Origin of the sequence: Niabella drilacis (assembly GCF_900101395.1) — a bacterium.
GTDB classification, from domain to species: Bacteria; Bacteroidota; Bacteroidia; order Chitinophagales; family Chitinophagaceae; genus Niabella; species Niabella drilacis.
The window spans coordinates 84,015-107,115 of the sequence record NZ_FMZO01000004.1; the positions used below are offsets into that span (position 1 = coordinate 84,015).

The following is a 23,101-nucleotide window of genomic DNA, read 5'->3' on the forward strand; positions in this document are numbered from 1 at the left end:
CTGGGAGCGGCTTCTCCCGTAGAAGGTTCTGCTCCGGCAGGTACATTGCTCTCGGGTCATTTAAAAACAAAAAATCATGCGAATGAAACATTTCCTATTGATGGCAACACTGTTTACAGGCTTTATGGCCGCCCTTACTTCCTGTGGCGATACAGGTAAAAAAGGATTTACCCGTGCAGAAGATTACGACCGGTATATAACATCCCGTATCACCCAGATGCAGCAAATCCTGTTTGCCGTTCAGAAAGTGACGGGTAGCGAGGACCCGGCATCCGGCGACCTGAGCAGGTTTGCACTCCAGATAGATTCTGTTACAAAAAACCTTAAAGAGCTTCCGGATTATAACGGGAACATCAGCTACCGGGACGCTGCAATACGGCTGGCCGATTTTTATAAGAAGTCGGTAAGCGGATCGTATACGGAAATTGCAAAGGTATATAAGGATGTAAAGGATACAACAATGGCCGACAACAAGGTCAATGAACTGATTATTAAGCTCCAGGAAGAGGAAACCCTGGCGGATGATGCATTTGTCAAGGAGCGTGAAGCATTTGCAGCCAGGAACAAGATCCGGCTGGAAGAAGAGCCGGTCAAATAATTTTTGTTAATTTAGAAGGCGCTGCCGGGAAAAAACCAGCAGCGCTTTTTTGATTTATGCTCCGGTTACCGATATATCTTGATCACTGTGCCACAACTGCCTGCGATGAACGGGTGGTAGCCGAAATGCTGCCTTATTTTACCCGGTACTATGGGAATGCGTCCAGCCGCAACCATGCTTTCGGGTGGAAGGCCCAGGCGGCGGTGGAGGAAGCACAGCAACGGGTAGCGGCCCTGATTGGCGCAGAACCGGGGGAAATTATTTTTACTTCCGGCGCTACCGAAAGCTGCAACCTGGCATTAAGAGGTATTAGCACACTGTATGCCGGGACAGGAAACCATATCATTACTGCCAAAACGGAACATAAAGCTGTTTTGGACACCTGTAAAGACCTTGAAAGGAATGGTATGGAAATTACCTGGCTGGATGTGGGGCCCAACGGGCAGGTCGATTTGCAGGAACTGCGGTCAGCAATTAAACCAGCCACGATCCTTATTGCCATAATGTGGGCCAATAATGAAACCGGGGTGGTAATGCCGGTGCATGAGATCGGAGATATTGCGCGGGAGCACCAGGTGCTGTTTTTTTCGGATGCCACGCAGGCCGCCGGTAAACTTCCTGTTGATGTAAAAGCCGCTGGCCTGGGTATAATGGCCTTTAGCAGTCATAAACTGTATGGCCCCAAGGGAACGGGTGCGTTGTACATCAGCCGCAGGCATCCGCGGGTAAAGCTGGCCGCCCAGATCACAGGAGGCGGGCAGCAAAATAATATCCGGAGCGGTACGCTGAATGTACCGGGTATTGTAGGCTTTGGGAAAGCAGCTGCTATTTGCCGGGAGGTCATGTCTGATGAGGCCGTGCGGCTTGGAGCCCTCAGAAACAAACTGGAGGAAGGGCTGCTGCAACTTCCGGAAGTGTATATTAATGGCTATGGATCAGAACGGCTACCCCATGTATGCAACGCATCATTTGGCTACCTGAGCAGTAATGAGATCTTATCCGCGCTCAATAAGGATATTGCCCTTTCTTCAGGATCTGCCTGCACTTCCGGGTCGCTGGACCCATCGTATGTATTAAAGGCCATGCAGGTACCGGACCTGCTGGCGAGGGCAACCGTCCGTTTTAGCCTGGGGCGGCAGACCACCGGGGAGGAAATACCATTGGTCATCCGGCAGGTAACACATACCATTGAAGCCCTTAGAAACAGCAGTCCTGCCTGGCTACTTCGTGACTGATTTTTTAGTAACTTTAAGAGCCTGTTTAAAATTCATTCAATGGCTTTATTATGGCTGTTTTGGGCTGCAACTGCGTTAAATTTTTCGCCATAGTGGCCTACTATGCCTGCAAAATTTTCCTTGTTTCGCTCCAAAATAGCTTCATAATAAATTCCATCAATAAAATTTAAACAGGCTCTAATAAGGTACTTTTTTAATGATCATGCATGATTCGATTGCGTTTCATTTGTGCGGCTCTTTGTCTGTGCTGCTTTTTTTATACAAAGGCACAGGAGGAGTTTATTGATCCGCCCAGCAAACACCTGGTTACCATCCCTTTTGTACAATTCACCGGCGGGGTGATCGTGTTCAAGGCCCTGCTGGACGATTTTAAGGATTCGCTCAATTTTATCCTGGATACGGGAAGTGGAGGCATTTCGCTGGATTCCACAACCGTTGAAGGCCTGAAGTTAAAACCCGGTGCACCGGAGCGGATCATCAGGGGGATCGGGGGCGTACGGAAAGTAGGCTTTTTAAAGAACCAGCGGCTGCGGTTAGGGAATTATGAAATTGACAGCCTGGATTTTCATATCATCGATTATGAGGTGCTGACATCCCTCTATGGTCAGAAAATTGACGGGATCATGGGCTATTCCGTTTTGAGCCGCTATATTCTGAAGATCAACTATGAAAGGCAGGAGATCGGCTTTTATACAAAGGGAACGATGAAATATCCGAAAGGCGGTTATATGATCCGTCCCTATATCCGGATGCTGCCTTATTCAAGATCGACGATCGCCGACAGCAGGAAAAGGGTCTTTAATTATTTATTTGACATGGGGGCCGGTCTTACCGTATTGTTCTCGGATGATTTTATGAATGACAGTTCCTTCCTGAAGTCCAGGAGAAAACAATACCTGAAACAGGGAGAAGGCCTGGGGGGAAAAGTGGATATGTACCTCACCGTGATGAAATCATTACGTATCGGCCCGTACAAATTCCGGAACGTACCGGTGAATATTTTTAATGATGATTATAATGTAACTTCCTATCCTTCGCTGGGCGGACTGATCGGCAATGAAATTTTCAGGAGGTTTAATGTGATCCTGAACTATGAAAAGCAGCAGATCCATATTACACCCAACCAGTTTTTTAATGCACCGTTTGATTATGCCTATTCCGGTATTGAACTCTACCTGGTAGATGGTGCCGCCATTACGGGAAAGATCCCATCGGGGTCGCCGGCGGACAAGGCGGGGCTGAAAGAAGGCGATGAGATCATCGCGATCAATAATAAATTCGGAATGCGGCTGGATGACCTGAAGCAGGCGCTGCAATCAACTTACGGAAAGGTAAAGATCATATACCGCCGCAACGGGGTGCTGCAATCCACAGAAATGCATGTTATCAATATTTTAAGGAAATAGGCGGGCTACAGGTCTATCTTTATGAGGTACCCGTCAGCGATTTTTTGAAGGGACGCCGTATGGTCTTTTACTTTAAGATTACTGATCTCATATTGCCCGGAGTTGTTGAGTTTTGAAGTGTAGGATACATCCATTAAAATATTGGTCTTGATCTTCAGGAAGAAACGGGACCGGTCCGGCATTGGGAAAACGATAACGCCTTTCAGATCATCCGGGAATGTTACCGAGATATTGGAGCTTCCGATCAGCTGGTTCAGGGCATTCCGGATCTCAATGTCCGAGCCGGAAATTCTTTGGGCAACAATGTAGCTGTCGCCCGTATTTTTGTCGGAAAGGGTAATATGAAAACGAACGGAACTACAATTGGCACAGTATGAGTCACCGGCAAACGCATTGGACGGCCCTGCATCGCCTGCCTTTTTACATTGCGTCAGCAATAAAACCACCAAAACCAGAGAAAAAAGGGATCGCATACTGCTTTTTTTACTATAGACGGGCAAAATACAAAAAATGAAACAGAACATTCCCTGATTTTCGGCAAAACAGTGTGAGCAACGGCGTAAATGATTCAGAGATTGTTTGTTATATCTTCGATCTCCAATCGCTTGTAAACGGGCTTCAGCAAAAAACAGTTGTTTGCAGGCGTAGGAAGCGGGGCTTCCATGCCTATTTATAATATCTTTGAAAAACAATGAGCAACCCCAATTTAAACAGAGAAAAGCAGGGCATGAGCACTTCGGAAAGTGATTTTGAGAACACGATCCGGCCGGGCCAGATCCGGGAATTTGCCGGCCAGCCGCAACTGATCGAAAACCTGGTTATTTTTATAAGAGCCGCCAAGATGAGGGGAGAGGCGCTGGATCATATCCTTTTTCACGGTCCTCCCGGTTTGGGAAAAACCACCTTATCCAGGATCGTTGCCAACGAGTTGGGGGTTAATATAAAGGAGACCAGCGGGCCGGTGATCGAAAAGCCGGGTGACCTGGCCGGGTTACTGACCTCATTGGAGCCCAATGATGTATTATTTATTGATGAGATCCACCGGTTGAGCACGGTGGTAGAAGAATATTTATATGCAGCCATGGAAGATTACCGGCTGGATATCCTGCTGGACAGCGGGCCCAATGCCCGGAGCATCCAGCTTTCCCTGAACCCCTTTACCCTGGTGGGGGCTACCACCAGGAGCGGATTGCTCACCGCCCCGCTGCTGTCGCGCTTTGCCATCAAATCACGCCTGGAGTACTACGATGCTGCTACGTTGCAAAAGATCATCCTGCGCTCGGCCGAGATCCTGGCTGTAAAGATATCCCATGAGGCTGCAGCCGAAATCGCCGGCAGAAGCCGGGCCACACCCAGGATCGCCAATGGACTGTTAAGAAGAGTGAGGGACTTTGCGCAGGTGCTGAACGATGGGGTGATAGACACGGGCATCACAAAACATGCGCTAAAGGCCCTGAATGTGGATGAGTATGGACTGGATGAGATGGATAACCGCATCTTACTGGCCATCATTGAAAAATTTAAAGGGGGGCCGGTGGGCATCACCACTATTGCCACTGCTGTGGGGGAAGAAGCCGGTACCATCGAAGAAGTATACGAGCCATTCCTGATACAGGAGGGTTTTTTACAACGGACGCCCAGGGGGCGGGAGGTAACGCATAAGGCCTATGAGCACCTGGGTAAAAAACCGGGGAACCGCGGCGCGGTAAACCTGGAACTGGGGCTTTAGCAGGGGGCATTTTTACGACGGTTAAAACAGCCTGTTTATTCTTATTGGATATGTTGCTGACCAGGTCCGATATGGACTTTCTACACGTTCCGTTTCTGTGGGAGGTGGTGTGGATTCGCATTTTATTGGACCATATTTTATATATGATACAGCAGGTATCTTTTATGTTTGCTACCGGAGCGCCGAGATACTAAAGGCCTCCTGGTTGCCGCTGTTGTCCGAAAGCTGCGTTGCGGTTGGCAGCGGTCAAGATCTTTCTCTTAAAATAAGAGACCCGCGCTTTTTTTGAAAGGCGGGTCTTCTACTTTATCTGGTAAAGACTTAATCCTGCACCACCAACCGGAATCCGTTTCCGTGGATGTTTACGATCTCGATCTTTTCATCGTCTTTCAGGTATTTGCGTAGCTTGGCAATATACACATCCATACTTCTTCCGTTAAAATAGGTATCGCTGCCCCAGATCTTTTTAAGCGCCTGCTCGCGGGGCAGCAGGTCGTTCAGATGCTCCGCCAGCATTTTCAGCAGCTCATTTTCTTTGGGAGAAAGGGTTTGCGTATTGTCATTATGGATCAGCTGCCGCAGTTTGGGATTAAAATGATAACTCGCCAGCTGGTACTCTTTATTCTCTGTTTCCTTGTTCAGCTCTTCATTTCTTTTAAGAATGGCTTTGATCTTCAGAAGCAGCACCTCGCTGTCAAAAGGCTTGGTGATATAATCATCAGCGCCCAGCTTATATCCCTGGATGATATCTTCCTTCATTGTTTTGGCACTCAGGAAAAACAGGGGAATATCCGGATCCACATTGCGTACCTCTTCTGCCAGGGTAAACCCGTCCATGTGGGGCATCATCACATCCAGCAGGCAAAGATCAAACTTTTCGCGCTGAAAAGCAGCCAGACCCAGACGGCCATCCCGCTCCAGGGTAACATCATAGTCATTCAGCTCCAGGTAATTCTTCAATACATTCCCAAGATTGGGATCATCTTCACACAATAATATCCTCGGTTTTTTTGTTTCCATGTTGTTGCGTTTGAGTTATTAGATGGCAAATAAAGTTAATGCTTTTTAATAGACTAACAAATGGAGACGAATTTTTTGTTAAAAAGCGGGCGGTATCCTGTATTGGTTACAATAAGGAGTACCGCCTTTGGTTGCAGGCCGGGCCTGCGCTGCTTTATAAATGAGAAACCGGAAAAAGGGCGTTAATCCGCCATAGGATAGCCGGGCGCATTGTAAACGGGCCCTTTGCAAGGAAATACAGCCCGCCCGTTCAGGCAGATACCTGCAGCGGGTTCCGGCTGTTGTAAACCCATACTTCATTCCAGTTAATAATGTCCTGGTCCTTGTTTTCGAAGACATGGGCGAGCGTTTGCTCCATCATCGCTTCAATTTTTGCAGCGTTATGCGCCAGGTAGCGGTCGAATAGTGTATCATCAAAATCATGGAGCGTTCCGATCGACAGCTGGGGGTCAAAACCATAGGCGAACGGTGTAATTGCGCCCGTTTCGTCAATAACAATATTATCGATCACCTGGGCCAGCCGGTCTTTATTGCTGCAGCTTCTTGCAAAGCCATTTACAACCTGGGGAAAGGATTGAAGATAGTCCCGGTGCAGCAGGTCGGCCTGGATCACCATCCGGCCCTGGTATTTGCTGCTGAGATAGTTGGCCAGTATATAAGTGCGGTGCAGGTGCAGGTCATCATTGGCCCATTGGGCAAGCTCCTGCCGGGCTCTTCCAAACAGCTCCAGCGGATGCAGCTGCAATAATTTGGCCCCGGCATCGGCGGCAAATGCTCCCAGCCAGATCAGCTCCTTCCAGCTTTCGGGTGTTACGGTATGGATCAGCCCGAAGGGTTTGTTCAGTTCCTTTAAAATCTGCAGGCCCTGCTGCATTTTTTCAAAGGCACCCTGCTGGCCGCGGATATAGTCGTGGAGCTGAGGAGGCCCGTCAACGCTCACCGCAACCAGGTCAAGGTACTGCAGCAGCGACCGGTTCCTGGCACCGCCCAGCAACATCCCGTTTGTAGCCATTGTATTGTTGTATCCCAGCTCTTTTGTGAACCGCAGCAGCGCCTCAAGATCTTTGTATAGTAACGGCTCGCCCCCGGACAGGGAAATATTGTTAAATCCCTGGTCATAGGCATATTTTAGAAAAGTTTTGAGCGCTGTGAGGTCAAGGCTTTCCTTTAACAACGGGGAGGAGCTGGAATAGCAGTGTTTGCAGCAGAGGTTGCACCGGCGGGTGGGGTGCAGCTGGATGGTACGGAAGGGAGCTGCACATGCAGAACTCCCTTTTGTAAAATGCTCATTCATCATCTTTCGATTTCAGCATTGAATTTAAATCCCTGGTGGGCAATGACGCCATAGGGAAACACTTCAAACCGGGAGAAGATACCGCCTACGTTATTGAACTTGCTCCAGAATTCAGGATCAACAATACCGTTGATGATATAGCGGTCCAACCGGGGCACGCCTTTTACATAGACCTGGTCAATTAACAGCCCGCTTTTTTTAAGGTTTACGATCTCCCTTGAAATGTTTCGGATAACGATCTTATCCATGTCTTTGGCTTCAAGTTTTTTCAATAAACCGGCTTCAAATTCTTTAATGTTGTCCATGATCATTTTTTTGTGTATTACGCTTACTCTTGTCGTTTTTCAGCATGCACGTCTTACTCTGTTGGGGATTTTCAGACTACTCCGCTCTATATTTAAGGAAGGCTTTGAATGCTTATTTTTTGAAAATGCGAAAGGTTCCATTGCCGCTTACGCTGGCTCCGCTTCCCCAGGTGCCATCCATGGTGGCAAAACCTGCATCCACTACTGCCTGCGTTGAATAAGAGGTGGCGGGCGGGTAGGTATAAGTGGTTTTAACCGTGTTGCCGCTTACAATATATGTGCCCTCTGCTTTACCTGCGGAGGCGGTATCGGCATTATCGGCATAAACCCTTACGGTTCCGTTGGAACGGAAGAGGAAGAAATAAGGCTGCCCGGGCACCGCATTTCCGTTGCCATATTTACCTTCCCAATAACCCACAACGCTTGGAGCCGGGGGCAGGTCTTCCTTTTTTTTCTTGCACCCGGCAAGGATGAATACAGCTATTGCAGCAACCCATAATTTTGATTTCATAATATTGTATTTTTTGTTTTAGATTCAATGACCCAAAATTATCCCGGCGGCAGGGGCGATACCAGCGCAGATTTGCGGTTTTTTTATCGTATTTATACGTATTTTGGAGCGGGTAAATACCGTATAAAAACTACGGTTTCTATTCCGGTTATTCCGTTTTTATTCTTTTTTTCAAAAAACTTAAGGAATATTGCAATACCAAATTTTAAATCATGGCAGACACAGCGCAATTCTTACAGGCCGTAAAAGATGGCTATACATTTAAAGGAGAAAGCTATAAAATAGGCAGGGGTATTTTAAACGGGGAAGTGGTACCGGATGCGGATGTGAACATTCCTTTTAAAACGCTGAACCGGCATGGCCTGATCGCAGGGGCTACCGGAACGGGTAAAACAAAAACGCTGCAAGTGCTGGCAGAAGGGCTCAGTGATGCCAGTATCCCGGTACTGCTGATGGATATAAAAGGGGATCTGAGCGGCATAGGGGCAGCCGGTGTTGCCAATGATAAGATCGCAGAGCGTTGTCAGAAACTGGCCATCGACTTTAAGCCGGAAGCATATCCCATTGAGTTCTTAACGCTGAGCCAGGAAAAGGGTACCCGACTGAGGGCCACCGTAACGGAGTTTGGCCCGGTACTGTTTTCCAAGATCCTGGACCTGAACGATACGCAGGGGGGCTTTGTGGCCATGATCTTCAAGTACTGCGATGATCACCGGTTGCCGCTCCTGGATCTGAAAGATTTTATCAAAGTATTGCAATATGTGAGTGATGAAGGAAAGGCCGAACTCGAAAAAACGTATGGAAAAATATCGACCACTTCAACCGGAACGATCCTGAGAAAAGTGATTGAGCTGCAACAGCAGGGCGCCGACCAGTTTTTTGGCGAGCGCAGCTTTGATGTCGAGGACCTGATGCGCATCAGTGACGACGGGCGTGGCATGATCTCTATTGTTAGGGTTACCGACCTGCAGGATCGTCCCAAGTTGTTTTCTACCTTTATGCTGCAGTTGCTGGCGGAGCTCTATGCCACCCTTCCGGAGGCGGGAGACCTGGATAAGCCCAAGCTGGTATTGTTTATTGATGAGGCACACCTGATCTTTAATGAAGCCAGTGCTGCGTTGCTCAGCCAGCTCGAAACTATTGTGAAGCTGATCCGTTCCAAAGGTGTTGGGGTGTTTTTTTGTACGCAGAACCCGATGGATGTGCCGGCTTCTATACTGGCCCAGCTGGGATTAAAGGTGCAACATGCACTGCGGGCCTTTACAGCGGCTGACCGCAAGGTGATCAAACAGACGGCCGAGAACTATCCCCTGAGTGCGTTTTACAAAACGGATGAATTGCTTACACAGGTAGGGATCGGGGAAGCCCTTATTACTATGCTGAATGAAAAAGGCATTCCCACACCGCTGGTGCATTGCATGTTACGGGCCCCTCAAAGCCGGATGGATGTACTGACGGATGCGGAGATCGACAGTATTACCGCTCGGTCAAAAATTGCCGCGCATTACAATGAAGTGATCGATAGCGAAAGCGCCTACGAACTGCTGACCCAAAAGCTGAATGATGCAGCTGAAAAAGCAGCACAGGAGCGTGAAGAAAAACCCGCAAAACGCGTGGCCGAAGAGAAAGGTTTTTTTGATAACCCGATTGTAAAAAGCGTAGCACGTACGGCGGGCAATACCATTGTACGCTCGCTGCTGGGCGCTATAGGACTGGGAGGCAGAAGAAAAAAGGGGTTCTTTTAAATTTGGAATATCCAATGAGGAATTTAAAATAAAAAAGGACCTTTTGGTTGGAAGCCGCTGTGTTCAGACTTGAGGGGATGCCCTTCTTGATCTTACCCTCAGGCTCCGGGGACATTCCATATTTTAATGGTACACTTTCCCCGGATTATTTTACCATAAATGTTGCTTCCGAAAAAACGGGTGATCCCTTGCTGGAAATACCCTGCAATACGATCTTATAAGTGCCCTTGAAGTCTGAAGTAAAACAATCCAATTTTAAGGGCTGACCGCCGGTCAGCTGTATATCCGGCTCCCAAAGAAGGGTAGTGCGGTTATCAGGTACTCTCAGATCACCTTTGTCCCCGTTGGCATAAACGGGTGCATAAAAGACCCGCTGCAGCTGCAGCCCTTCATAGTCGATCGCAATGGCAGAAGGATCCAGCTCAAACCCGTCAAACTTGGACTCATAGGTCTGGAAGCTTACTACCCCGGAGTACAGGGATGAACCGATCACATACCTGCGGGGAACCACGTCCAGCCTTTTTACTTTATACGGGTTATAGTTAAAGATGCTGTTATAGTCTGCCAGGGGCACCCCATCCAGCAAAACGAGCACGGCATACCGGTACACGTTTTGGTATTTTTCATCATAGATCGTCATATGGGGTTTGCGGTCACGCATCACCACATTGATCGACTGTACATACTCACGCAAAACTTCTTCCATTGTGGAAAAACGTTTATAGTCATCCAGGAGATAGCTGATCTCCGGCTTGCCATAGAAGGGTAGGGTATCCGTTACCGGGGGGGGCGTATAGGTATTGATCTTGTCTTTATAATAAATGTTGACGGTTTGCATCGCAATGCTGCGCTTTAGCAGGTACGCGCTGTCTGCGGGGTCAGGAAAATAGCGCGGCTGGGTAAAAGACCGGTTGGCGCTGTCGATAAACGGTGAAATGACAGCCGTAGTATAATTGTTGGCAGCGTTGGCCGATGGGGTTGGCTTTATAAAGATATCTCCCGGTCCATAGTATTTTTTTATATTGAAGCGGACAATACCCGAGGAGTCACTGGTGCCATTGTAAAGACCAAAGGGGATCGAGGGCGCCGTAAGCAGGCAGGAAACCCCCGGAGCCGGCTGATGGTTCCAGTTGCTGAAGACCCTTGCAGCAACAATATGCCCGTCATACTCCGGCAGGTATTTCAAAGCGGGGTCAAAAAGAGGTGCCTGGTTATCGAAGCGCCGCCACCCGTTCACGAGCATCAGGTTCTCAATATAATTTCCGTTGGCCGCTTCTGGTGTAAAGTAAAACTCCGGGGATTCAATACTTCCTGAAAGACCGGCTGTAAGCTGCAGATAGGCGCGGATATCCGGTGCTGCGGGACTGTTGTTGTTGTCCATCGCGTATACAGAAAGGGAGCCCTGTATGGTTTCAAGACTGTCTCCCCCTAATGCAGATGCCAGCTGTATAGAGGTGCGGTCCCTGGCAGTCAGCTCCTGTTTGCCGGCACTGATGGTTACGGCTTTTGAAGGCCGTTTGCCGGGGATAAATACCAGGCGTTCATTTACGGGCTGAAGATGCTGATCAAACAGCGTAAAGCAGATCACACCTGTTCCGAGTTTGGATTTGCTGACAGGGATCTCGGCAATATTGCGGGTTTGCAGATCGATGGTAGTGGCAAATTTGTTCTTTTGCTCGCTGTGTGCAACCAGCGTCATTTTTTGCGGGCCTGTGTTTTGGAGTATTACTTTGACCAGGTAAGTATCGTTTCCGTTGTCAGTTATGCTCAAAAGGGAGCCGCCGGCCCTGGGCGCCGGCAGTTCTTTTTTAATAACGCCTTTTCCCGGCACCGTTACTGCTGCAGTATATTTTCTGCCCGGCAGCGGTGTATAGGTAAACTGGCCCAGGCCGAATTTCAGCAGTTCAAAACGGGCAACGGTATCTGTACTGTTTTCTATAATATACCCCGTAGCCGGCAATCCTTTTATCGTGTGAGGGTCCAGTACCTGTACCCCGGTTTTTGAGGAGCTGCCTTCAACCGGCGCGCCGCCTTCCGGAAAAAAACGGATGATGGGCTCCGGCTGCGGCGTGCGGGCCGGAGGGTTTGCTGCGGCAATGGTATTGGATACAAGGATCCTTTTTTTAAAGAGCGCTCTTTCGTCGCCCAGCTTCATCTGATTCGTGTAGGCAATAAGTGTGTAGGCCCCGGTGGCTATATTAACCGGCAGGTAAAAGCTGCCTTTTCCTGTGCCCCGGGTGGTCTGGATCTTGGATTGGATGACCGACCGTCCCTGGTCATTTACCAATTCAATATAAAGGATGCTGTTGTATCCGGCCGGTATATGTGTGCCTGCATTCAGAAGGTACACTTTGAACCAGAGCAGCTCACCGGCCAGGTAGGCTTCCTTATCGCTGTGAACAAAAATGATTTCGCGCCCCGGTTGTTCTTTTGCTGATCCCGGTTCTGTTGCCTGCAACTGCCCCATTGCAGCCTGGGGCGCATACATACCGATGAGGAGCATTAATAACCGGGAACAACGAAGAAAAGTAGGAAGGATCGTATACATGTTTGCTCAAAATTATCAGGGCCAGTAAGATGGTTTTTGAAGGTTTCCGCCTCTTGCCGTACAATCGATACAGGATGCGGAAGAAGCCGAATACCCATCCGTGCGGGGCTCCCGCGTAGTATTTTCGATCGGGATAAAGACTCCCGAAGAAAAAGCCTCCCGGGTGCTGTCCCTGTTTTGGATCACAAATTTTGTTTCGCAGAATTGCTGGAACGGCCATCTGTCGGGCCGGCTGATAAATACCCGCTTTTGGGTGGGCGCCGTTGCTGAAATGTACCCGATAACGGGCTCCCCGGGATCGCTGGTACAATGGATATTCCCTCTTAGCTCGGAAGGCAGGGGACCAAAGATGTCTCCAATGGATTCCGTATTCTTTTTCATCAGATCATAGAACTCGTAGGCGGCTTTATCCATAGCATACTGGCGCAGCAGGATACTGTATTTTACAGACAGGCGCTCATCGCCGGCTGGTATCTGGTTAAGTGGTTGCTGAAAAATAACATCCGATGTGAGTTTGGCAGAATTTCCGATATAGATATTGCTGGACCGGCCGTATTTCCAGCAATAAAAAACGTCTTCCTTCGGAAAGATCCGGGGCCTTACCCCGGCCTTGTCTGCGTCGGGCGATGCCGAATCATAGATAAGCGAGGAGTGGTAGTAACTGTTGATCTCCCAGGTCTCATCAAAATCCCACCGGTAATAGACGGTACTGTTGGCCGGGTCGTGCGTATTCACATATAGCTGCATCCCTTTTTCGTTTTGCTTCCAGCCGATGCTGTCGATCTCCGGGGTTTTTTTTACCGGTACGAAATCCGAGAGGTACTCCTTTCCGTCGGAAGTCTTAATCCGGACGCGGTAAAGATTGTTGGCAGATAATTCCAGGGTGTTCTGGTAATTACCCGGCGCATTCATGATTAATTGCTTTACGGAATTATCGTTACCCTCTACTGCAACGCTTGCGTTGAGCTCCGGGGTGATTCCCTTGCCGCCGTTAACCGCGGCGGTCCTGGACAGCAGCAGGCTTGTTGCGGTGTTGCCGGCATTCAGGGTTCCTTCCACCACAAGGTAGCCGGTCCCGGGGGCATTGATCCCGGGGTAATACCGGTCCTTGCATGAAAGGCAAAGAATAATGATGACCAGTATCTGAAAATAAGATCCCTGTTTCATTTTAAAAACGTATGTTATAATTGATAAATGGTATGGCGCTTCCGAAAATGGATAGCTTGTACCCGTTCACAGCACCGTTTTCAGAGATAAAATAGACCGAATAGGGGTTTCTTCTTCCCAAAAGATTGTATACGCCAATGGTCCACGAGTTGTGGGTCTTCTGGTGCACTTTATGGTTGCCGTCGATATTCATGGAGAAGTCCGTCCGGTAATAATCCGGTATCCGGTATTGATTCCGGTCGGAATACAGCATTCTTTCTGATCCCTGGTAGTAAAAGCGGCCTATCGGATAGGTGATGGGACGCCCGGTGCTGTAGGTGGAGTTCAGCGACAGGCTGAAGCGGTGGTTAATCCTGAAATTGCCAACGATCGTTATATCATGCGGCTTGTCATAGTTGGCCGGATAATCGGCTCCGTTATTGACCACAAAGCCAAGACTTTGATCGGTAGACCGCAGCAGGATACGGGAATAAGTATATCCGACCCAGCCATTCAGCTTGCCCACCGGCTTTTTGATCAGGAACTCAAGACCATAAGCCTTGCCTTTGGTGCTGATCACATCTGTTTCTATATGATGATTCAACAACAGGGTGGCGCCGGGTTTATAATCCAGGTAGTTTTTTATATTTTTATAATAGAGCTCTACCGATGTTTCAATCGTGTTTGATTTCAGGTTCTTATAGAATCCGATAGAAACCTGGTCGCCGATCTGGGGCCTGATATTGGGGTCGCTTAGTTTCCAGATATCAGTGGGGGAAATAACGGTTGTATTGGACAGTAAGTGAATGTATTGCCTTAACGTATTATACCCTGCCTTTATTGAGAACGTAGGTGTAAAGGCATAGCGCATGGAAAACCGGATCTCGGGGCCCTGGTAATTATTAATAAACTTCCCTTTATTATAGTGGGTAATGCCGGTGCGGGTGTCATCCGTGAGGGGATGGCCCTCCCGGTAATTGCTCACGTCCTGTGGCCCTAAATAAGAATAAAACGAATAGCGGATGCCGGTGCTGAAAGAGAGCTGCCCCGTGGCATTGAACCGGTGCGTAACATAAACGGCATTTTCGAGCGCCCGTTCTGCGCTTACTGTATCGGGTCGTACAAGCGATTGGCTGCTGGCCGGATCAAAAGTGCCCGGCTGGAGCAAGTACGATAATGAGCTGAGCCCGAAATCAAACGAATGTTTCTGATTCATAAAATATACGAAGTTCAGCTTGCCGTAAAGCTGGCGTATATCAAAGAAGAGTTTAAACCCGTTAATGATATTGGAATCGGCGCTGATCTTATAGCGGTAATAGTCATACCCCCCGATGAATTCCGCCTGCAAACGACGGGTGAAGTTCTTTTTCCATTTCAGCGAAAGATTCCGGTTGGTATAGCCATAAGTAGTATCATTATTCAGGTTGAACCGGTCGTTACTGTAATAGGCATTCAGGTAGATACTGCTGCCGGAATCGATCCGGTGGCTGATCCCGAGGTTCAGATCCTGGAACGAAGCCCGGCTTTGATCATACTCCTTTGGTAAAAGATTGATCAGCCAGTTGGCGTAGGTTGTACGTCCCCCGAAAATAAAAGAGGTCTTGTCCTTTACAATAGGGCCTTCCAGCTGAAGACGGCTGGTGATCAGCCCGATCCCGGCCGACCCGGTCAGCTGTTTCTTATTTCCTTCCCGGCTGTTCACATCCAGTACTGACGCCAGGCGGCCGCCGTATTTTGCAGGTATCGAGCTTTTATAGAGTTCTACATCCTTTACGATCTCGGGGTTAAACGCTGCAAACATGCCAAAAAAGTGTGCAGGATTATAAATGGTGGCATCATTGAAAAGGATCAGGTTCTGATCCGTGGAGCCACCTCTTACATTAAAGCCGGTACTGGCTTCTCCCACCGTTTTTACACCAGGCAGGGTAGTTACTGCACGCAGGATATCAGCTTCTCCGAAAACAGTCGGGATGCGCTTGATTTCCTGGATGCTCAGGCGCGCTACGCCCATCTGCACATTCCGGATGTTCCGGGTTTGGGTAGAGGATACGATCACTTCCTTTAACGTGGGCACCTGTTCCTGTACAGAAACATCCATGCGCCCGTCCGTATATACTACAAGGTTCAGGTTCATTTCCCGGATACCCAGTCCTACAATGTTGAGCACGTGCTTTCCCGGCGGAATGCTTAACGAATAATTGCCATATGCATCAGAGTTGGCAAAATAGGCATTGTCGATGGCAATGGAGGCATTGGGGTAGGGCTCACCCGTACGGGCACTTTTTATGTTCCCGGTAAGCAATGCCTGCGAATGATGCAGGCCGTTCCGGTTGCCGATTTCATAGATCTTTTCTTCTGAAGTAATGATCTTCCGGTCTTTATCGTTCAATCCGTAATCGGCCGAAGGAGCAGTCTTTGATGCGGGTATTGCCGCACCGGTACGGTAGTAGGTGCCGGCAGGCAATGAAAGCTGGATCTTTAAATTGCCGGTGATGTATACTTTTTTTCCATGGTGGTCAACAGCATAGGCCAGCATTGTTTTGCTCAGCGCGTGCTGCAACTGTTCGGACAAGGAACCGCCGGCAGGGGGGGTGGGGATCTTTATGGAATCGATCTGTTCCCTGTTATAGTAAAAAAAATAGCCGGACTCCTGCTCCAGCTGCGAGAAATAAGCTTTGACAAAGATACTGTCCTGTGCCGCTGATACCGTGGTTTGTGCCGTTATAGCGGTGCACAGGCTGGAAAAAAAGATGAATATAAAAAGCCGTTTTAACATTAGTCCTGGTTATAAAGTTGAACGGCCATTCGGATTGTCGCTTCGGGATCCTTTCTGAATCGGGCCTTTTTTCGTTTTAAAGCCTTATGAATGGCTGATCTTTTTTCTTTTATAAGGGCATAGAGGTTCTTTTTGGAAGAAACGGGGTAGAATACCTTATCCCTGTAAATATAAAACCGGTTATTCCAGGTGAACTCCCGCTCTACCGTTGATTGGCCGGTGGTTTCGCGGATGATCTTTTTCCGCAGCGCTAATACGGTCAATGCACCTTCGTCAAGTATTTCATAAAAGCCGGCAGGCAGTACGGTACTGTTTCCGGGGCCCAGTTTTATAAACCGTTCCTGCCCCAGGGTAAATGCATACAGCGGGCTCCCGGGAAGGATGACCGGCATTTTATTGGGATTTTCAATCACCAGCTCGCCGGCTACCACATCATATTTTAACCGGGTATTTTTGTACCAGGTGCTGTCAAAAAATACCGTGCCTTCCATCCATTGGTCGTCATCCATAAACGGCGTTCCGGTTATGGTAGGCAGGTATCCCTGGTACAGCCGTCCGTTGTAGATCGGCAGGTCATTGCTAAATGTGGTATAGAACCGCTCGGGCAGGTAAACAGGATCCTTGAAAAGCGAAGAACCGCTCCGCTGGGCATAAAGATCGGCAGTAGCAAGCAGTATAAAAAAAAGCGTTAGAACTGTTTCTTTTTTCATGGGCGGTCAACAATGGTCGTTGCTGTATTGATAAAAATAAGGCAAATACAGTTCCGGTGCAAATCTTTTCAGTGGTTATTTTAACAGGCGGTGGGGTCTGTCAACAGCCGGGCCGGGTTCAACCGATTGAACAAAGCCGGTAAAAACGTTCTTTTGTATGGCTTTTTTCAACACCTTTGCCGGGTGCCCGGAGATCCTGCGGCGCAGCTAAACTCTTTCATATGAACGAAAATTTTACAAAACGTATCGGAGCTGAGGTGGAAGAAATAAAAACTTCAGGCTTGTATAAAACAGAGCGTATCATCGAAAGCCCGCAGGGCGCCGAGATCCTGGTGAATGGTAAAACCGTTATCAACTTTTGTGCAAACAATTACCTGGGGCTGTCCTCCCATCCCGATGTGATCAAAGCGGCGCATGCTACCATCGATTCCCGCGGGTATGGCATGAGCAGCGTTCGGTTTATTTGCGGTACGCAGGACATTCACAGGGAGCTGGAGCAAAAGATATCCGCATTCCTGGGTACAGAAGACACGATTTTATATGCAGCGGCTTTTGATGCCAATGGTGGTGTTTTTGAGCCGTTGTTTAATGACCAGGATGCGATTATCTCAGATGCACTGAATCATGCAAGTATTATTGACGGGGTGCGTCTTTGCAAAGCACAACGTTACCGGTATGAGCATAATAATATGGAGGACCTGGAAGCAAAATTAAAAGAAGCTTCCGGCGCCCGCAGCCGGATCATTGTAACGGACGGTTCATTTAGTATGGATGGCACTATTGCCCAGCTCGATAAGATCGTGGAACTGGCAGAACAATACGATGCGGTGATCATGATTGACGAATGCCACTCCTCCGGGTTCCTGGGCAAAACCGGTCGCGGCACGCACGAATACCGGGGCGTAATGGGAAAGATCGATATCATTACCGGTACCCTGGGCAAAGCGCTGGGCGGTGCCTCCGGCGGATTTACATCCGGGAGGAAGGAGATCATTGATATGCTGCGCCAGAAATCGAGACCTTATTTATTCAGCAATACCCTGGCGCCGTCCATTGTCGGCGGTTCTATAGCGGTGCTGGATATGCTTTCTTCTTCAACGGCGCTCAGGGATAAGCTGGAGGCCAATACAAAGTATTTCCGTACTCAAATGACGGCCGCAGGTTTTGATATAAAACCGGGCGATCACCCGATTGTACCTATTATGTTATATGATGCCGTACTGGCGGCGGAGTTTGCTGCCAGGTTGCTGGATGAGGACATCTATGTGATCGGGTTCTTCTTTCCTGTGGTGCCCAAGGGGCAGGCGCGGATCAGGGTGCAGCTGAGCGCGGGTCATGAGCAGGTACATCTTGACAAAGCAATTGCAGCCTTTACAAAAGTTGGGAAAGCGCTGGGAGTACTGAAATAGCGCGCAGCAATCAGCCCCCCCAAACTTCGGGGCAGTCTTCGGCTGCCAGTTATCGGAGAATTGTTTTTAGAATATCAATCTTTTCTGAACCGTTGGTAAAATGACTTTGTTACAGCGATGCCTCCCGGTTTTTGTATTCGTACTTTGGTCCTGTCCGGCAGCGGCTCAGTCCGCAAAAGTGCCGGATCAGTATCCCTCACCTATGCAGGAAACCACACGCAGGCATAAGCGGATCGCCTTTGATGTACAGCAAGGCATTACATATACGATCGACAGTGTTTTAGCCAAACCGGTATTTGTATACATTCCCAACCGGCTAAAAAAGGCAGCATGGGCTGATCTGCTGATCCACTTTCACGGACTGAACTATGTGCCGGCTTATACAGCTGAAAAAAGTAAAACCAATCTCATTGCTGTTTCGGTAAACCTCGGATCCGGATCCGGGGCCTATGCCCGGCCTTTTCAAAATGATACGGTGTTTAAAAAGCTGGTGACAGCCATCTGGAACACCGTTCAGGAACATATGGAAAGCCGGATCCGGCAACGGAAGATCATTTTAAGCGGATTCAGTGCCGGGTATGGTGCTATCAGAAGCATTCTGTCTGACGCGGATGATTTTGCTTCTGTAAACACCATATTGCTGTTGGATGGCTTGCACGCCAGCTATATTCCGGAACGGAAAGTACTGGCAGAGGGTGGCCTAATTGATTCCATAGGATTGGAACCTTTTCTGGCATTTGCCCGGAAGGCCGTTTTGCCGGTAACCGGCAAGCAAATGCTGTTTACACATTCGGAGATTTTTCCGGGAACTTTTGTAAGTACCACGGAAGCGGCGGACTATCTGCTGCTGCTGCTGCAGTTAAAGGCGATCCCTGTTTTAAAAGAGGGCCCGGGAGGAATGCAGCAGATCAGCGAGGCTGATAAGGGGAATTTTAAAGTGCTTGGGTTTGCAGGAAATTCGGCTCCGGACCATGTGGATCATTTTCATGGGTTGCCTTTTTTCCTCCGCAGACTGCTTTAAGAATGGCCGGTTCTCATCCATCTCCGATATTGTTGACGGATCTGCCTTTAAAAAAAAATCGGTAGGTTTGATCCTTCCGTTTTGGTTTAATAAAGATGCTGTGAAAAGACATCTGACAAATAAAAAAATAAACAGATGAATAAATTTATTTTCTGCTGCTGTGTGGCCCTCCTGTATTTTAATAGTGCATATACGCAAACATCCAAACCCAAAACAGAGCCCGCGAAACAGGAACGGCCGGCTGAAGAAAAGAAGAATGCATCGCCGGATCTGAGTTTTAACCCCGATGCCGCAGTAATTACCCATCACACGGTAACCATTAAAGGACAGAAGGTTCCCTACAAGGCTGTAGCGGGCACCCTTCCTGTTTGGGATGAAGATGGTAAGGCCATTGCAGGATTATTTTACACCTATTATGAGCGTACGGATGTGGGCAAGGCCAGCCGGCCGCTGGTTATTTCCTTTAACGGCGGACCCGGATCTGCTTCCGTATGGATGCATATCGGCTACACAGGCCCGGTACTGCTGAATATTGATGATGAAGGCTACCCGGTACAACCTTACGGCTACCAGGAAAATCCGTACTCTATACTGGATGTAGCGGATATTGTATATGTGGACCCGGTAAACACGGGATATTCGAGGATCGTGGGAAAGGAGGTGCCCAAAACAAAATTTTTTGGTGTAAATGCTGATATTAAATACCTGGGCGACTGGATCAATACGTTTGTGACCCGGTATGAACGCTGGGGCTCACCCAAGTACCTTATCGGGGAAAGTTATGGTACCACGCGGGTTTCAGGGCTGGCGCTGGAGCTGCAACAGGCACACTGGATGTACCTGAACGGGGTAGTGCTGGTATCGCCCACCACCCTGGGCATTGAGCGGGGAACCGCAACGGATGCTGCTTTGCGCCTGCCTTATTTTGCGGCCACGGCCTGGTATCATAAAAAACTGGCTGCAAATTTTCAGCAGAAGGAGCTGGAGGCTTTTTTGCCGGAGGTGGAAGATTTTACCATGAACCAGCTATTACCTGCATTGAATAAGGGCAGCCAGCTGGATGAGGGGATCAGGAAGTCTGTTGCGGAGAAAATGGCAACCTACTCCGGGCTGTCGCAGCAGGTGATCCTGCAGAATAACCTCGATATTTCCCCCAACCTGTTCTGGAAAGAACTGTTGCGGAATGAAGGGTTTACCATCGGTCGCCTGGACTCCCGCTATAAAGGCGTTGATAAAAAGGACGGTGGTGAGCGGCCGGACTTTAATGCCGAACTCACTGCATGGCTGCATGCGTTTACCCCCCCGATCAATATGTACCTGAGGAAGGATCTGAATTATAAGACGGATTATCCCTATAATGTGTTTGGATCCGTATGGCCCTGGGATAACGACAATGACCGTACCGGTGAAAACCTGCGGAGTGCCATGGCTACCAACCCTTACCTGCACCTGCTGGTGCAGTCTGGCTACTATGACGGCGCCTGCGATTATTTTAACGCCAAGTATAACCTCTGGCAGATGGATCCTTCCGGTAAGTTAAAAGACCGCATCCAGTGGGCGGGGTTCCGCAGCGGTCATATGATGTACCTGCGGAAAGAAGATCTGAAAACAAGCACGGAACAGATCCGGGCATTTATCAGGGCTTCTATCCCCAGCAAGGCCGCCCGGTATTGAAATATGAAATGATAACTGCAAAATAAAAAATGTAGAAGGAAAAAAATCTCTCAGTAAACCGGGAACATTCCCTGAGAGACGATCTCCTTCTACATTTAATATTTAAAGTGCCTTATACAGCATTCCCTTTAGGGGATCAGGCCTGTTTTACCAGCTCTGCGTTAATATGTAATTTCACTTCATCTGCCACTACAATACCGCCTGCTTCAGTAACAGCGCTCCAGTTCAGTCCGAAATCTTTACGGTTTATTTTGCCGTTCAGTTCAAAACCGGCAACAGTTTGTCCGTATGCATTGGGGCCGATACCGCCCAGTTCCACATTCAGGGTAACACTTTTCTTTGTTCCGCGGATGGTCAGATCCCCGGTCATTTCAAACTCATCGCCTCCTTTTGGAGTGATGGCCGTTGATTCAAAAGTTAACTTAGGGTGGTTGGCTGCATCAAAAAAATCAGCAGATTTCAGATGCTCATCGCGCTGTGCAGGGCCGGTTGAAATACTGTCGATATCTGCACTAAAAGTTACTTTTGCATCACTGAAATCTTCATTGTCTGCAATAACGGTGCCTTCAAAGCTGGTAAACTTCCCGGATACGTTTGAAATTACCAGGTGTCTTACTTTAAAACCTATTTCCGAATGCATCGGGTCCATTGTCCATGTAGCCATAGTCGTATTTGTTTTTGTGATTTGATAACACAAAATTAGTACCGGAACAAGGGACAGAAAATAACCTAGATTAAGATTGATGGTTAAGATTTTGTAAAGATCCCGTTTAGTAGGGATAAGTAGTCAACCATTCCTGGTAGTTATTGGAGTGGATGACCTTTGTCTCTTTGGGCCGATAGGCTTCTACAAATGAAACGGGGAATTTTGTCCTGGCTTCCGGGTTCCATTTGAACTCATAGGCATAGATCTCACCATTGATCTCTTCAATATAGTCGATCTCGGCCCGTTTATCCCTCCAGAAATAGGTTCGCCCGTAAAAACCGTTATAGGCCAGTAATTTCTTACGTTCGGTGATCAGGAAGTTCTCCCAAAGCGCGCCCCGGTCGTTTCGAAGCGCCGGTTGTTTGTAATCGCCAATGACCGCGTTCCGGATGCCGTTGTCATAAAAATAGATCTTTTTTTTACGGTTGATCTCGTTGCGGAGATTGCGGGAAAAGGCATTGAGCCGGTATACCACAAAAACCTGTTCCAGCAGGTAAATGTATTGGTCTATCGTTTTTACATCGGCGCCTACCAGTGCCGCCAGCTCATTTAGGGATACCTCGCTGCCTGTTTGCAGGGCCAGGGCCTGCAGAAGTTTATCCAGCAATTGTGGTTTTCGCAGACCGGTAAGGGCCAGCACATCTTTGTAAAGATAGCTGCTGGTAAGATTGTTGAGCAGGGCAATGGCATTGGGTAGATCGCTTACCACTTCCGGGTAGGTCCCATATACCAGGTAGGCATCCAGGTTCCGGTTGGTTTCCAGCAACCCCTGGTGTTGATACAATTCCGCATAACTGATGGGATAGAGGTTGTACTCCCATTTCCGGCCGGTTAATGGTTCCTGGGTTGAGTTTGCAATATCCAGCACAGCGGAACCTGTTATGATCAGCTGCTTCTTCAGGTCTGCATCAAGGAGTTGCTTGCAGATAAGGCCCACATCTTCGATCATTTGCGCTTCGTCAAGAAGAATAATAGAATGAGGGGCAATGGTCTGTTTTAACAGGGTTAACTGTTGCGATTGCCATAAACTACGGGTTTGTATCTCATCCCCGTTGAAATAGATATAATCGCTGGATAGCCGGGCTCCCAGCTGCCTGGCCAGCGTGGTTTTGCCCGCCTGGCGGGGACCTAAGAGGAGAATGGCTTTTTTATAATCAACGCGTTTATATAAAACATCTTCCAATACCCGGTTGATCTCTTTTTTCATATTTATGGAATGTGTTCCATAAATATACTATCTTTTATGGATTGTATTCCTTAAAAAGTGT

19 protein-coding genes are annotated in these 23,101 nt (G+C 48.4%); 8 read left to right on the forward strand and 11 right to left on the reverse strand.

Translation table 11 applies throughout. The annotated features are described in order from the left end of the window. Positions 1 to 82 precede the first annotated feature (82 nt). The 3 genes from BLS44_RS08825 to BLS44_RS08835 all read left to right on the forward strand — a co-directional run bounded on the left by BLS44_RS08825 (position 83) and on the right by BLS44_RS08835 (position 3,239). Complete coding sequence (locus BLS44_RS08825; protein ID WP_090389711.1) at positions 83 to 598, forward strand: LIC11966 family surface protein; 516 nt, start codon at positions 83 to 85, stop codon at positions 596 to 598. Between the two features lie 56 nt (positions 599 to 654). Beyond that, positions 655 to 1,833 (forward strand): cysteine desulfurase family protein, encoded by a 1,179-nt coding sequence (locus tag BLS44_RS08830; protein ID WP_090389712.1) that lies wholly within the window; start codon positions 655 to 657, stop codon positions 1,831 to 1,833. Positions 1,834 to 2,039: 206 nt separating this feature from the next. Then, complete coding sequence (locus BLS44_RS08835; RefSeq protein ID WP_090389713.1) at positions 2,040 to 3,239, forward strand: aspartyl protease family protein; 1,200 nt, start codon at positions 2,040 to 2,042, stop codon at positions 3,237 to 3,239. Between the two features lie 5 nt (positions 3,240 to 3,244). Here BLS44_RS08835 and BLS44_RS08840 read toward each other — a convergent pair whose 3' ends face one another. Further along, positions 3,245 to 3,712, reverse strand: coding sequence for a hypothetical protein (locus tag BLS44_RS08840; protein WP_090389714.1), 468 nt, complete (start codon positions 3,710 to 3,712; stop codon positions 3,245 to 3,247). A gap of 254 nt (positions 3,713 to 3,966) precedes the next feature. Between BLS44_RS08840 and ruvB the strand changes: the two genes are divergently transcribed. Beyond that, positions 3,967 to 4,968 carry a Holliday junction branch migration DNA helicase RuvB gene (gene ruvB / locus BLS44_RS08845; RefSeq protein ID WP_245729154.1) on the forward strand — a complete coding sequence of 334 codons (1,002 nt, stop codon included), beginning with the start codon at positions 3,967 to 3,969 and terminating at the stop codon, positions 4,966 to 4,968. 321 nt (positions 4,969 to 5,289) lie between these two features. Here the strand turns inward: ruvB and BLS44_RS08850 are convergent, their stop codons facing one another. The 4 genes from BLS44_RS08850 to BLS44_RS08865 form a co-directional block, all read right to left on the reverse strand. Beyond that, on the reverse strand, positions 5,290 to 5,988 hold the full coding sequence (locus BLS44_RS08850) for a response regulator transcription factor (RefSeq protein WP_090389716.1): 699 nt from the start codon (positions 5,986 to 5,988) through the stop codon (positions 5,290 to 5,292). A gap of 250 nt (positions 5,989 to 6,238) precedes the next feature. Beyond that, positions 6,239 to 7,285 carry a radical SAM protein gene (locus BLS44_RS08855; protein ID WP_090389717.1) on the reverse strand — a complete coding sequence of 349 codons (1,047 nt, stop codon included), beginning with the start codon at positions 7,283 to 7,285 and terminating at the stop codon, positions 6,239 to 6,241. Beyond that, complete coding sequence (locus tag BLS44_RS08860; protein ID WP_143019707.1) at positions 7,282 to 7,587, reverse strand: hypothetical protein; 306 nt, start codon at positions 7,585 to 7,587, stop codon at positions 7,282 to 7,284. Before BLS44_RS08860 ends, BLS44_RS08855 begins: the two co-directional genes overlap by 4 nt. Before the next feature lie 112 nt (positions 7,588 to 7,699). After that, complete coding sequence (locus BLS44_RS08865) at positions 7,700 to 8,098, reverse strand: hypothetical protein (protein ID WP_090389719.1); 399 nt, start codon at positions 8,096 to 8,098, stop codon at positions 7,700 to 7,702. 212 nt (positions 8,099 to 8,310) lie between these two features. Between BLS44_RS08865 and BLS44_RS08875 the strand changes: the two genes are divergently transcribed. Next, positions 8,311 to 9,843, forward strand: a complete 1,533-nt coding sequence (locus tag BLS44_RS08875) for a helicase HerA-like domain-containing protein (RefSeq protein ID WP_090389721.1) — start codon at positions 8,311 to 8,313, stop codon at positions 9,841 to 9,843. Positions 9,844 to 9,988: 145 nt separating this feature from the next. Here BLS44_RS08875 and BLS44_RS08880 read toward each other — a convergent pair whose 3' ends face one another. Genes BLS44_RS08880 through BLS44_RS08895 form a run of 4 tightly spaced genes read right to left on the reverse strand, consistent with a single transcriptional unit; the run spans position 9,989 to position 17,023 of the window. Beyond that, positions 9,989 to 12,391 (reverse strand): hypothetical protein, encoded by a 2,403-nt coding sequence (locus tag BLS44_RS08880; protein ID WP_090389722.1) that lies wholly within the window; start codon positions 12,389 to 12,391, stop codon positions 9,989 to 9,991. Between the two features lie 15 nt (positions 12,392 to 12,406). After that, complete coding sequence (locus BLS44_RS08885; protein WP_090389723.1) at positions 12,407 to 13,558, reverse strand: DUF4249 domain-containing protein; 1,152 nt, start codon at positions 13,556 to 13,558, stop codon at positions 12,407 to 12,409. Position 13,559: 1 nt separating this feature from the next. After that, positions 13,560 to 16,313: a TonB-dependent receptor gene (locus BLS44_RS08890; RefSeq protein WP_090389724.1), complete on the reverse strand. Its 2,754-nt coding sequence runs from the start codon at positions 16,311 to 16,313 to the stop codon at positions 13,560 to 13,562. After that, positions 16,313 to 17,023: a hypothetical protein gene (locus BLS44_RS08895; RefSeq protein ID WP_090389725.1), complete on the reverse strand. Its 711-nt coding sequence runs from the start codon at positions 17,021 to 17,023 to the stop codon at positions 16,313 to 16,315. Before BLS44_RS08895 ends, BLS44_RS08890 begins: the two co-directional genes overlap by 1 nt. Positions 17,024 to 17,244: 221 nt before the next feature. Here BLS44_RS08895 and kbl point away from each other — a divergent pair, with 221 nt between their 5' ends. From kbl to BLS44_RS08910, 3 genes are all read left to right on the forward strand, one after another. Continuing rightward, entirely contained in the window at positions 17,245 to 18,432 is a 1,188-nt protein-coding gene (kbl, locus tag BLS44_RS08900) for a glycine C-acetyltransferase (protein WP_090389991.1), read from the forward strand. Between the two features lie 202 nt (positions 18,433 to 18,634). Beyond that, positions 18,635 to 19,453: a hypothetical protein gene (locus tag BLS44_RS08905; protein WP_176954359.1), complete on the forward strand. Its 819-nt coding sequence runs from the start codon at positions 18,635 to 18,637 to the stop codon at positions 19,451 to 19,453. A gap of 135 nt (positions 19,454 to 19,588) precedes the next feature. Then, a complete protein-coding gene (locus BLS44_RS08910) occupies positions 19,589 to 21,127 on the forward strand; it encodes a S10 family peptidase (RefSeq protein ID WP_090389726.1) in 1,539 nt (512 codons plus the stop codon). A gap of 136 nt (positions 21,128 to 21,263) precedes the next feature. On the opposite strand, the gene BLS44_RS08915 is transcribed toward BLS44_RS08910, so the two are convergent. After that, positions 21,264 to 21,791 (reverse strand): YceI family protein, encoded by a 528-nt coding sequence (locus BLS44_RS08915; protein WP_090389727.1) that lies wholly within the window; start codon positions 21,789 to 21,791, stop codon positions 21,264 to 21,266. 106 nt (positions 21,792 to 21,897) lie between these two features. After that, positions 21,898 to 23,040: an ATP-binding protein gene (locus BLS44_RS08920; protein ID WP_090389728.1), complete on the reverse strand. Its 1,143-nt coding sequence runs from the start codon at positions 23,038 to 23,040 to the stop codon at positions 21,898 to 21,900. Positions 23,041 to 23,101 lie beyond the last annotated feature (61 nt).